Source organism: Streptomyces nogalater (assembly GCF_039532885.1).
Lineage (GTDB): Bacteria > Actinomycetota > Actinomycetes > Streptomycetales > Streptomycetaceae > Streptomyces > Streptomyces nogalater.
On sequence record NZ_BAAASM010000037.1, the window covers coordinates 164,370 to 175,732 of the forward strand.

Below are 11,363 nucleotides of genomic sequence, written 5' to 3' on the forward strand. Positions count from 1 at the left end.
CCGGCGCGGGCGGGCCGTCGGCCGGGGCCGGGGTCAGTCCTCCGCGAGTTCGGCCACCCCTGTGATCCGGTGCAGCGGGTAGGTGCGGATCTCGTCCGCCGTGTGGTCGTAGGCCGTGACGAAGCCGCCCTCCACCCGGACCGGGGAGACGACCCGCTGGCTGGCGGCACCCTCGGCGTTGACGTAGCCGATCCACAGCGAGTCGCCGGTCAGCACGGCGGCCTGCATGGTGGCCAGGGTCTCGGCGGAGGAGGTGCGGGGCAGCTCGCCGCTCGCCAGGGGCTCGCCGACGGGCTTGCGCGGGGTGGTGGCGGCCAGGTCACCGGCCCTGATCGCGCGGACCGCCGCCGCGAGCAGCGTGGCGTCGGGCGGCGGCGGCCCGTCCGGCACCGGCTCGGGCGCGGCGCGCGGCGGGGTCCGGTGCGCGTGGGCGCGGGCGATCAGCACATCACCCTCGGCGGACTCGGCGGCCGGCGCGTATCCCATCGCGCGCAGCCCCTCCAGCAGCGACGCCGGGTCGGTCGGCGCGGCCAGCACGGTCGGGGCGAGGCGGCGCAGCCGCAGGGCGGCGGCGCGCTTGTCGGCGAGGATCTCGTTCAGCAGCGCGTCGTCGTCGCAGCGGACGTACGCCGAGGCGGCGCCGACCCGCAGATGCCCGTGTCTGCGGGCCACGTCGTCGATCAGGTAGGCGAGCGGCTGCGGCACCGGGGTGCGGGAGTGCTCGGCGAGAAAGGCGTGCAGGTCGGCGGCGGTCCGGCCGGCGTCCAGGGCCCGGCGCACGGACGCCGGGGTGAACCGGTACACGGTCGCCCCGCCCTTGGACTCCACGTCCGCGAGCACGCCCAGCATGTCCGCGAGCGGGCGCCGCAGCGGGCCGGGGGCGACCGCCGTCAGGTCGGCCTGGAGCAGCACGTGGTCCAGGGGCTCGGGCAGCAGCGGCGCGAGCAGCCGCGCGGCGGCGGCCCCCGCGACGGCCTGCTCGGGCCCGGAGAGCGGCACGAGCCGGTCGGGGACCCGGTGGCGGTGCACGGGGAGCTTGTCCCCGGGACCACCGGCGGCGGGCAGGGCGGAGGCGGGCAGGGCGGGGGCGGGGGAGCCGGTCCCGGCCGTGGCCGCGGCGGCCGACGGGACGCCACCGGTCGTGCGGGTGCCCGCGGACCCGGGGGCCTCCGTGGTGCCGGGGGCCTCCGTGGCGCCGATGGCTTCGGTGGCGCCGATGGATTCGGTGGCGGCGGTGGCTTGTGCGGCGCCGGTGGCCTGGGGGACGGCGGTGGTCCCCCGTGCGCCGGGCCCCCGGCCGCCGACGGCGTCGGCCCGCGAGGCATCCGTGCCGTGTCCGCCGCCTGTCGAGGACCCCGTTCCCCGCGTCCCGGCCGTCGAGGGGCCGGAGCCGGCCGCGGGGGGCGCCCCCAGCAGGGCGCGCCCGTGGGAGGAGAGGGCGCCCCGGCCGGTCAGGCCCAGCAGTTCCGCCTCCGACAGGGTCCAGCGGGCCAGCCGGGACCGCAGGTCCTCCTCGCCGTCCCGTCGGCCGCCCCGCAGCGGACGCTCCCAGCGCAGCCGGGCCAGCACCGACTCGGCGTCCGGGGCGGCGCCCGGGACCAGCCCGGCCAGCAGGGACAGCACCCGGTGCCGTACCTCGGGCGCGGCGGACCGGTCGAGTCCCGGGCCGAGCGCCGACAGCGTCCGGTCCTTGGCGTCCCGGCCGCCGACCAGCCCCGGCGTCCGGGTGGCCGCCAGCCACGCCTGGGCGAGCCGGACCCAGCGCTCGGCCGGCGGCTGCTCCAGCCACTCGTCGTAGGCGGGGGTGGCCGCGTACCGTTCGTCGGCCTCGCCGTCGGAGGCGATCAGGCCGGCCGCGTACGCCAGTTCCACCCAGAAGGCGGCGACCGGCTCGGAGACGTCCAGGGCCACGGCCGTCCGCTTCAGGTCGCGGACGCTGAGCCCGCCCGCCCGCAGCACGGCCGGGCCGCCCTCGTCCCACTCCTTCAGCAGCTCCTCCACCGTGGCCAGCGCGGTGTACGCCTGCCCGGCCGCGGTGGCGTCCACCACCCGCGGGCCGTGTGTCGCGGCCGGCACCACGGCGGGCGGCAGCGGCTCGGGGGCCCGGTGGGCGCGGCCCTCGCGCAGGTGCAGCGCGACCTCGCGGGGGAGCACGACCGTGCCGGGCGTGGTCGGCAGCAGCAGGCCCCGGTCCAGCAGCCAGCGCAGATGCGCCGCCGGATCCGCGGTGACCTGCCCGTACGGCGGTCCCCACACCAGCCGGGACAGCACCTCGCGGGCGGCTTCCGGGGCCTGGGCGAGCAGCCTGGCCAGCTTCTTGCGGTGGGTGAACAGGTCGGTCAGCGCGGCCACGGCGGACACCGAGTCGTGCGTCGACGGCAGCCCGGCCGTCGTCACGATCTCCTGGATCCGTCCGGGGGACATGCCGGAGGTGGCCTCCTGCACGGTCGGCCCGAGCCCGGTCGGGGACGGGTGCTGCGGTGCGGGGGCCAGGACCTCGCGGGCGGTCCGCACCAGCCGCAGCCGGTCGTCCCCGCCCCACACCAGCGCCTGTTCGCGCAGGGTGCCCAGGGCCCGCGGCAGCGCGCCGGCCACGGCCGCATCGCCCGCGTCCCCGGCCATCAGCCCGAGCAGGGTGTCGTACGACGCCGGGTCCGGGGCGACGGCCAGCGCCTCCGCCGTCTGGAGCGCGAACCGGTCCAGCCGCTCCAGGGCGCGCAGCACCGACGCACGGGTGCCGGCGCGGGTGGCGAGCTGGGTGAGATCGCCGGGCACGGGGGTGACGAGGTCCGGGCGGCTGCGCAGCAGCGCGGCGAGGGAGGAGTCGTCCCGCGCGCGCAGTGCCTCCGCGAGGGACCGGGGGGCGGAGTGGGCCTCGGGGCTCATCCGGTCAACGGTAGCGGACAACCATATGCCGAGGGCATCCACCGGGAAGCGGTACCGTCCCTCCCGGGGTTTCAGTCGGCGCACCCCGGAGGGGTTTTCGTGGGGATCGAGAGCGATCAGGTCGTCTACGAGTATCTGAGCCGCGTCGGTGACATCGCCCAGCAGCGGCAGCTGCCGTCGGCGACGCGCATGCGGCTCGTTTCGGAGCTGCGCAACGAGATCGACCGGCACCGGGCGAAGGCGACGGTGGACTCGCCCGCCGCCGTCCGCCGCATCCTGGACCGCCTGGGCAGCCCGGAGGAGGTGGTCACGGCGGCGGGTACGACCACAGGCGCCCCGCAGCCGCCCGCCGCCGCCGTACCGGCCCAGCCCTCCGCCGAGGAGCGGGCACCGCGGGCCGAGCGGCCGAAGGGGCTGCGCCGGGCCGTACCGCGCCCGCGCCCCGCCGAGCCCGAGCCGACCGCGGCACCGGCCGCCCCGGCCCCGCCGCACCTCGCGCCCGCGCACGAACTCGGCGACGGCACGGCACCGCCGGACTGGTGGCGGGTGAGCGGTCCGGTGGCGGACGCCGACCCGGTGCCGGGGTTCGTCGGCGGGGTGGAGATCCCGGACCTGCTCAAGCGCCCCGCGCGGGAGGCCGGTCCGGGACGCGCCGGGACCGGGACCGACGCCGAGACCGAGACCGGGGACGGGCCCGGGACCGGTGCTCCGGTGGAGACCGAGCCGGCGCCCGCGCCGCGCCGCCGGCTGCGCGGGCTGCTCCCGGCCCGGGGCAAGGCCGCCCCGGCCGGGGCTCCCGCGCGCGGGCCGCTGTCCGGCTGGTCCAACCCCCTTCTGCTGCTGGCCGCCGCCGCGCTGGTCGCCGGCGCCGTCCTCGGCAACTGGTTCGCCCTGCTCCTCGGCTGGGCCATCGCCTACGGCTCGCGGCGGCTGACCCCGGCGGAGACCAAGTGGGCGGTGCTGATCCTGCCGGGCGCGGCGGTCGCGGCCGGCCTGCTGTGGCTGTGGGGCCGCACCGACGGCCGCTGGGGCACCCCGATTCCCCAGGGCCACATGAGCGACGCGATCGGCGACACCTGGCCGTGGGTGGTCCGGGGCGCGGCGGTGGCCTCGGCGCTGTACCTGGTGTGGCGCTCCCAGCGGAAGGGGTAGCGCCGCCGGCCGGGGCCGCGGCCGAGTCCGGGCACGGGCACCTCGTCCGGGCGCGGGCACGTCGTGGTCCTCCGCGCGGTTCCCCGCGCCCCCGGACCCGGACCCGCCCGGCCCCTCCTTCCGGACCCACCCGGCAGAATGTCCCCCATGGCCTCCACCCTGACCGTCGGTTTCGACCTGGACATGACCCTCATCGACTCCCGTCCGGGCATCCGCGCCTGCTACCGAGCCCTGGCGGAGCGCACCGGCACGTTCGTCGACGCCGATCTCGCGGTGACCCGGCTCGGCCCGCCGCTCGTGGAGGAGCTGGCCCACTGGTTCCCGCCGGAGCGGGTGCCCGAGGTGGCCGATCTGTACCGGGCGATGTACCCCTCCATAGCCATCGCCGCGACGCCCGCGATGCCCGGCGCCCGGGAGGCGGTCGACGCGGTGCGCGCGGCCGGCGGGCGGACGATGGTGGTGACGGCGAAGTACGAGCCGAACGCCAAGCTGCACCTGGCCCACCTCGGCATCGAGCCGGACGTGGTCGTCGGCGATCTGTGGGCCGAGCAGAAGGCGGAGGCGCTGCGCGAGTACGGCGCGTCCGTGTACGTCGGCGATCACATCGGAGACGTCCGCGGGGCCCGCGCCGCGGGGGCGTTCTCGGTCGCCGTCGCGACCGGACCGTGCCCGGCCGAGGAGCTGGCCGCGGCCGGCGCGGACGTCGTCCTGGCCGATCTGTACGCCTTCCCGGAATGGCTGAACGGCTACCGCGAGGCGCCCGGGGCCACCTCCCGCGCCTGACGCCGGCCGGCGGTGACCGAGCGCAGCACACCGGCACCGGCCATGAGGAATCCGACGGCCATGAGCATGCTCAGACCGAACATGTAGGTCGGAAAAGGCTTCGTCCCGAGGAAGAGCGGGGCCACCGTGACGAGGGTGGCCCCGGCCCCGAGGAAGAAGACGACGGCACCGGCGCGGATCAGTCGGTCACCGGGAGCGGCGGAATTCGCTTGGGTTTTGTCACGCACCGGACCAGGGTAGTTCCCTGCGCGAGAGAACAACCGGGGGACGTCTTGTCACCCGCCCGAAGACCATTAGCCTTGGTATCGGCGGGTCATGGTCGACCCGCTCTAGTGCTATCAAGAGCCGTTTCCGAAGTAGTTTTCCCAACGAGTACGAGGACGAGGACAGACGTGCCTACCGGCAAGGTCAAGTGGTTCAACAGCGAGAAGGGCTTCGGCTTTCTCTCCCGCGACGACGGCGGTGACGTCTTCGTCCATTCCTCGGTTCTCCCCGCCGGAGTCGATTCGCTCAAGCCGGGACAGCGCGTGGAGTTCGGGGTCGTCGCCGGTCAGCGCGGTGACCAGGCGCTGTCGGTGAACGTGCTCGACCCGACGCCGTCGGTCGCCGCCGCCCAGCGCAAGAAGCCGGACGAGCTGGCGTCGATCGTGCAGGATTTGACGACCCTTCTCGAGAACATCACGCCGATGCTGGAGAAGGGCCGTTACCCGGACAAGGCCTCCGGCAAGAAGATCGCCGGCCTGCTCCGCGCGGTCGCCGACCAGCTGGACGTCTGACCCGGTCCGGTCTTCCTCAGGGGAAGTCCAGGGCCTTCGGGCCGAGGGGCGGCAGCAGCCCCTCGGCCGCCGCCCGGGTGAGCAGCCCCCGGACCGCCGCGTAGCCGTCCTCGCCGAGGTCGGCCGTGAACTCGTTGACGTACAGCCCGATGTGCTGGTCGGCGACGGCCGGGTCCATCTCCTGGGCGTGCGCCATGACGTACGGCCGGGAGGCCTCCGGGTCGTCCCAGGCCATCCGCACGGACGTGCGGATCGATTCGGCCAGCCGGGTGAGCGTGTCCGCGCCCAGCGAGCGCCGGGCGATGATCGCGCCGAGCGGGATCGGCAGCCCGGTGGTCCGCTCCCAGTGCTCCCCCAGGTCGGCGAGCTTGTGCAGCCCGTAATTCCGATAAGTGAACCGGGCCTCGTGGATGACCAGGCCCGCGTCCACCTTGCCGTCGCGCACGGCCGGCATGATCTCGTGGAACGGCATGACCACGATCTCGCCGAGCCCGCCGGGCAGGGTGTCCGCCGCCCAGAGCCGGAACAGCAGGTAGGCGGTCGACTTCTCGCTCGGCACCGCGACCGTACGGCCCGTCAGCCCCCCGCTGCCGAAAGCGGGGGAGGTGCCCTGGGCCCCCGGCTCCCGGGTGAGCACCAGCGGGCCGCAGCCCCGCCCCAGCGCGCCGCCGCACGGCAGCAGCGCGTACTCGTCGAGGACGTACGGCAGCACGGCGTACGACACCTTCAGCACGTCCAGCTCGCCGCGCTCGGCCATGCCGTTGGTGATGTCGATGTCGGCGAACGTCACGTCCAGCGCGGGCGCGCCGGGCACCCGGCCGTGGGCGAGGGCGTCGAAGACGAAGGTGTCGTTCGGGCAGGGGGAGTACGCGATCGGCAGGGACCGCTGCTCACTGGTGGTCATGTGGGTTCCAACTCTCCAAAGCGGGCGCGAGCTTCCCGAAGCCCTCGGTGAGGGCGGCGAGGGCGTCGCCGATGCGCCAGGCGGCGCGGTCCCGGGGCCCCACCGGGTTGGAGACGGCGCGGATCTCCAAAACGGGCACCCCGTGCGCGGCGGCGGCCTCCGCCACCCCGAACCCCTCCATGCCCTCGGCGAGCGCGCCGGGATGCCGGGCCCGCAGGGCGGCGGCGCGGCCGGCGGTGCCGGTCACCGTGGAGACGGTCAGGACGGTGCCGGTGCGGGCGCCGAGGGCCTCGGCGGCGACTCGTACGGCTGATTCCGGCGGGCGGTGGGTGACGGTCCCGAAGCCGAGTTCGGTGACCGGGAGGAAGCCGTCGGCGGTCTCGGCGCCCAAGTCGGCCGCCGTGACCGCGTCGGCGACGACGAGCGAACCGACGGGCGCCTCCGGCTGGAAGCCGCCGCCGATCCCGGCCGAGACGACCAGGCCGTAGGGCCGGCCGGCCAGCGCGGCGGCGGTCAGGGCGGCGGCGGTGGAGGCGGCGGCGAGCGCCGGTCCGACACCGGCGGCGAGCAGGTCCCAGCCGGTACCGGTACGGCACAAGGCCGCGCCCGGCAGCCGTACCTCCCCGGCCGGCCCGGGCAGCGCCCTCGCCACCGCGTCCCGCTCTACGGGAACCGCGGTGGCGACGAGCACGCGCACGGGGGGCGTGGTCAGTCCTCGGCCTTCTTCTGCTCGTCGGCGTCCTTCAGCTTGAAGGACCACATGCCCTTGTTCTCCTTCTCGCCCATCTGGATCGTGAGCGTGTTGGTCGCGCCCTGCGTGCCGAACTGGGCGCTGAAGAAGGCGTTGCCCGTGATCGTGCGGTACGTGTGGGTGCTGACGTCGGTGACCGGACGGCCGTTGACCAGCATGATCCAGCCCTCGTCCGCGATCTTCGGGTCGACGCCGATGCGGACGGTGTCGTCCTGGCCGACCTCGATCGACTTCACGTCGTCGGAGTTCTTGACGCAGTCCTTCAGCGAGTCGGCGGACAGCTTGTCGCCGTCGTTGTAGCACAGGGCCTCGGAGGTGACCGAGTTCCCGCCGACGGTGATCGTCGCGACGGGAGTCGGCTTGTCACAGGCCGACAGGACGAGCAGTCCGGCGGAAACGGCGCCGGCAACGGCGACGGCGCGGCGGCGTCGCACAGCGGATTGCAGCGTGGTCATGGCCGAAGGCTATCGGGCGCCCGGAGCCGTCCGCCCACGTGGGGTACGGCGTGCCCGGTTCGTTACGCCACGTGTGCCGGCGGCCGGTTCGTCAGGTCGCGCGTGCCGGGCAGCCGTCGCCCCGGGCCGAGGCGAGCAGTCCGCGCAGGGTGGTCAGCCAGCCGGCGGCCACGAAGACGGCGCCGACCAGCAGCCCCGGCGTGCCGTCCAGCGGCATCACGATGCCGACCGCGCCGCCGAACACCCACGCCATCTGCAGCAGCGTCTCCGAGCGGGCGAACGCCGAGCTGCGCACCGCCTCCGGCACGTCCCGCTGGATCAGCGCGTCCAGCGCCAGCTTGCCCAGCGCCTGCGCGAACCCGGCGACCGCCGCGAGACAGGCCACCGGGAACGCCCCGAAGAACAGGCCGGCGACCACCGCCACGCCGAGCACCACCGCGACGACGGTCACGATGATGATCTCCGGGGCGCGGGACCTGAGCCAGGCGCCCACGGCCGTCCCCAGCGCGTTGCCCGTGCCCGCCGCGACGCCCACGATGCCCAGCGAGACCGCCGCGCTCTGCCCGGCCAGCGGATGCTCGCGCAGCAGGAAGGCCAGGAAGAAGATCAGGAAGCCGGACAGGCAGCGCAAGGAGGCGTTGGCGCCGAGGGCGTAGGTGACGGCGGGCCCGACCGAGCGCAGCCCCGGCCGCCTGGCCCGCCCCTCGGACGGGCGCCGGGGGCCGGACGCGAGCAGCGCCGTGTGCTCGCCCTTGGCCGAGTCCACCCCGGGCGGCAGGGAGAACGACAGAAACGTCCCCGCAGCGAAGATCACGAAGGCGCCGTACAGCGGCCACGGGTCGCCGAGCGCGTGCAGCCCGGCCGCCGCCGGCGCGGCGGCACCGGTGGCCAGCAGACCGGCGAGGGTGACCCGGGAGTTGGCCTTCACCAGCGAGAACCCCCGGGGCAGCAGTCTCGGCACGACGGCGCTGCGGACCACGCCGTACGCCTTGGACGCCACCAGCACGCCCAGCGCGGCCGGATACAGCTCCAGTCCGCCGCTCGCCACCGCCTCCGAGACGACCAGCGCGAGCAGCGCCCGCGCCAGCATCGCGCCCGCCATCGCGGCCCGCCGGCCGTGCGGCAACCGGTCCAGGAGTGGCCCGATGACGGGGGCGAGCACCGTGAACGGGGCCATGGTGATGGCGAGATACAGCGCGACCCGGCCGCGCGCCTCGTCGGTGGGCACGGAGAAGAACACGGTCGAGGCGAGCGCCACGGTGACCATGACGTCCCCGGCCCCGTTGACCGCGTGCAGCTCGATCAGCTTGCCGAGGCCCGACTCGCCCGCGCCGTGCGCGTGCGTGGCCCTGCGGATGCCGCGCGCCGTGCCGGTGACGGGGAAGTGCAGGGCACGGCCGACCGCGCGGACGGCCCCGCCCACCCGGCCCGAACCGCCGCCCCGCCCCCTCGCCTTGCCCGTGGCTGCCACGACGTTCATAGTGCCCCGGGACCGGGCCGGATAGTGCGGTACGGCACGGACGGCGGCGCACGGCGTGCGGGACCGGTGGACGGCGTGGGGGCCGTGTACGGCCCGGGTGGGAAAACGCACGAATCCCGCCCGGTGTAGCGTGCCTGTCTCAGCCATAACGCAGAATGGATGGCAGAGGTGCGCCCGGGCGCGCGGATGCAGACGTCGATGCGGTCCCCAGGTCCGCTCCGTAGGCGAAACCGCCGGAGGCAGCCGCACTCGACGAGACGGCGTAGGAGAGAAGCGATACCTGTGAGCGCAGCGACAACGCGAAGCCGCACCCCCGACCGCCTGTGCGCCGAGGCCGTCGACCTCGCCCGCGCCGCCGCCGAGGAGGCCGCCGCGCCCGGGGTGATCGGTGAGCACACGGGCCTGGTGTCGGAGGGTGACCGCGTTGTCACGCACTTCTTCGAGTGCAAGGAGCTGGGCTACCGGGGCTGGCGCTGGGCGGTGACGGTCGCCCGCGCCTCGCGCGCCAGGATCGTCACGCTCGACGAGGTGGTCCTCCTCCCCGGCCCCGACGCCCTCCTCGCCCCCGAATGGGTTCCCTGGAGCGAGCGCCTGCGCCCCGGCGACCTCGGCCCCGGCGACCTGCTCCCCACCGACCAGGACGACCTGCGCCTGGAGCCCGGCTACACCGGCGAGGAGGAGCCGCCGCCGAACTCGGTGGTCTCCGAGGAGATGCGGGAACTGGCCGAGGCGGAGGACGCCGACGTCACCCCCGGCACCCCCGCCGCGCAGCCGACGACGCCCTCCCGGGGCACGATCGCGTCCGTCGCCGAGGAGTTGGGCCTGCGCCGCGCGCGGGTGCTGTCCCGCTACGGCCTGCGCATCGCCGCCGACCGCTGGGAGGAGGCGTTCGGCCCCAAGTCCCCCATGGCCCAGGCGGCGCCCGCCACCTGCGTGTCCTGCGGCTTCCTCGCCCGCATCGGCGGCTCCCTCGGGCAGGCCTTCGGGGTCTGCGCCAACGAGTTCTCGCCGGCGGACGGCCGGGTGGTCTCCCTGTCCTACGGCTGCGGCGGCCACTCGGAGGCGGCGGTCATGCCCAGGCCTCCGCAGCCCGCCCCGCCGGTCGTCGACGAGACCCGGGTCGACCCCTTCCCGCTCCGCCCGGCCCGTGACTCCGGCTCGGTGCCGGAGACCGGCGACGACGAGACGGCGGAGCTGGGCCACTCCTGAACGGCGGCCTCCGCTGCCAGACTGTCCCGGTGATCATCGAAACGGCGCGGGAACAGGACCTTGCCGGCTTCCTCGGGCTGGCGGCCCAGGTGGAGCACTGGTTCGGGCCCATGGTGGCGGACCCCGGCTTCACCCGGGCCGTACGGCGGAGCATCGGCACGGGTACGGCGCTGGTGGCGACGGAGGAGTCCTCCGCCGGCCTCCTGGGCGGCCTCCTCTTCGGCGCCGCCCCGCCGGTCCACCACGTGCACTGGCTGGTCGTCTCGGACGGGGCGCGGGGGCGGGGCGTCGGGAGCGCGCTGCTGTCGGACGCGCTCCGCAGATGGGTCCGCGCTCCGGCCACCGTCGAGGTGGTCACGTTCGGCGCGGACCACCCCGGTGCGGTGGCCGGCGGAGCGCGTGTGTTCTACGAGCGCCTCGGCTTCACCCCGGCCGAGCCGGCGGGCCCCGGCCCGGAGGGCGGCTCCCGGCAGGTCTACCGCCGCCGCATCCTCTGAACCGACCCGCACCTCGGCCCACACGGTCTTGCGCGGCGCGGGCCCCGGCGCCGCGCCCCAGCGGTCCGCGAACGCGTCCACGAGCAGCAGCCCGCGTCCACAGTCGGCGTCCGGTGCGGGACGGACCGGCTCCGGCAGCCGGTCACCCCGGGTGTCGGTCACCTCGATCCGCAGCACGTTCCCCACGGGGTACAGCGTCAGCCGGAAGTCCCGGCCGGCCGCGCGGCCGTGGACGACGGCGTTGGCGGCCAGCTCCGCGACGATCAGGGCGGCGGGGTCCATGGGCAGCCCCCAGGAGCGGAGTTGCTCCGTGGCGAGCAGCCGGGCCAGACGGGCGCCTCGCGGGGTGGGGGACAGCTGTACCGAGAAGGCCGGGACAGGGGCGGGGGGTTCGCGGTTCACATACTCAGCGTGTCCGCCCCGGGCACTACTGAAGAGTGACGAAACGGTTGCGTAGAGTCACTATCCGC

The 11,363-nt window shown here is 75.5% G+C and carries 11 protein-coding genes and 1 pseudogene; 5 read left to right on the plus strand and 7 right to left on the minus strand.

The window, feature by feature from the left end:
- Positions 1–33: 33 nt before the first annotated feature.
- On the minus strand, positions 34–2,886 hold the full coding sequence (locus ABD350_RS25815; protein WP_344350752.1) for a helicase-associated domain-containing protein: 2,853 nt from the start codon (positions 2,884–2,886) through the stop codon (positions 34–36).
- 99 nt (positions 2,887–2,985) lie between these two features.
- On the opposite strand from ABD350_RS25815, the gene ABD350_RS25820 reads away from it, so the two are divergent.
- Complete coding sequence (locus ABD350_RS25820; RefSeq protein WP_344350753.1) at positions 2,986–4,038, plus strand: hypothetical protein; 1,053 nt, start codon at positions 2,986–2,988, stop codon at positions 4,036–4,038.
- Between the two features lie 138 nt (positions 4,039–4,176).
- A complete protein-coding gene (locus ABD350_RS25825) occupies positions 4,177–4,821 on the plus strand; it encodes an HAD family hydrolase (protein ID WP_344350754.1) in 645 nt (214 codons plus the stop codon).
- Here ABD350_RS25825 and ABD350_RS25830 read toward each other — a convergent pair.
- Entirely contained in the window at positions 4,785–5,048 is a 264-nt protein-coding gene (locus ABD350_RS25830; protein ID WP_344350755.1) for a hypothetical protein, read from the minus strand. The genes ABD350_RS25825 and ABD350_RS25830 overlap by 37 nt on opposite strands.
- A 165-nt stretch (positions 5,049–5,213) precedes the next feature.
- On the opposite strand from ABD350_RS25830, the gene ABD350_RS25835 reads away from it, so the two are divergent.
- Positions 5,214–5,597 (plus strand): cold-shock protein, encoded by a 384-nt coding sequence (locus tag ABD350_RS25835; protein WP_189992406.1) that lies wholly within the window; start codon positions 5,214–5,216, stop codon positions 5,595–5,597.
- 16 nt (positions 5,598–5,613) lie between these two features.
- Here the strand turns inward: ABD350_RS25835 and ABD350_RS25840 are convergent, their stop codons facing one another.
- From ABD350_RS25840 to ABD350_RS25855, 4 genes are all read right to left on the minus strand, one after another.
- Positions 5,614–6,501: a 1,4-dihydroxy-6-naphtoate synthase gene (locus tag ABD350_RS25840; RefSeq protein WP_344350756.1), complete on the minus strand. Its 888-nt coding sequence runs from the start codon at positions 6,499–6,501 to the stop codon at positions 5,614–5,616.
- Positions 6,488–7,198, minus strand: coding sequence for a futalosine hydrolase (locus ABD350_RS25845; protein ID WP_344350757.1), 711 nt, complete (start codon positions 7,196–7,198; stop codon positions 6,488–6,490). Before ABD350_RS25845 ends, ABD350_RS25840 begins: the two co-directional genes overlap by 14 nt.
- A gap of 11 nt (positions 7,199–7,209) precedes the next feature.
- Entirely contained in the window at positions 7,210–7,707 is a 498-nt protein-coding gene (locus ABD350_RS25850; RefSeq protein ID WP_344350758.1) for a DUF2771 domain-containing protein, read from the minus strand.
- Positions 7,708–7,798: 91 nt separating this feature from the next.
- Complete coding sequence (locus ABD350_RS25855) at positions 7,799–9,187, minus strand: MFS transporter (RefSeq protein WP_344350760.1); 1,389 nt, start codon at positions 9,185–9,187, stop codon at positions 7,799–7,801.
- Positions 9,188–9,469: 282 nt separating this feature from the next.
- Between ABD350_RS25855 and ABD350_RS25860 the strand changes: the two genes are divergently transcribed.
- Positions 9,470–10,396, plus strand: coding sequence for a DUF3027 domain-containing protein (locus ABD350_RS25860; protein ID WP_344350761.1), 927 nt, complete (start codon positions 9,470–9,472; stop codon positions 10,394–10,396).
- Positions 10,397–10,425: 29 nt separating this feature from the next.
- On the plus strand, positions 10,426–10,893 hold the full coding sequence (locus ABD350_RS25865; RefSeq protein WP_344350763.1) for a GNAT family N-acetyltransferase: 468 nt from the start codon (positions 10,426–10,428) through the stop codon (positions 10,891–10,893).
- A gap of 6 nt (positions 10,894–10,899) precedes the next feature.
- On the opposite strand, the pseudogene ABD350_RS25870 reads toward ABD350_RS25865, so the two are convergent.
- A pseudogene (locus ABD350_RS25870) lies at positions 10,900–11,295 on the minus strand (ATP-binding protein); the annotation flags it as partial.
- Positions 11,296–11,363 lie beyond the last annotated feature (68 nt).

Coding starts and splice junctions, on each gene's coding strand:
- ABD350_RS25815 (WP_344350752.1), bottom strand. CDS start 2,886: ATGAGCCCCGAGGCCCACTCCGCCCCCCGGTCCCTCGCGGAGGCACTG.
- ABD350_RS25825 (WP_344350754.1), top strand. CDS start 4,177: ATGTCCCCCATGGCCTCCACCCTGACCGTCGGTTTCGACCTGGACATG.
- ABD350_RS25840 (WP_344350756.1), bottom strand. CDS start 6,501: ATGACCACCAGTGAGCAGCGGTCCCTGCCGATCGCGTACTCCCCCTGC.
- ABD350_RS25850 (WP_344350758.1), bottom strand. CDS start 7,707: ATGACCACGCTGCAATCCGCTGTGCGACGCCGCCGCGCCGTCGCCGTT.
- ABD350_RS25855 (WP_344350760.1), bottom strand. CDS start 9,187: ATGAACGTCGTGGCAGCCACGGGCAAGGCGAGGGGGCGGGGCGGCGGT.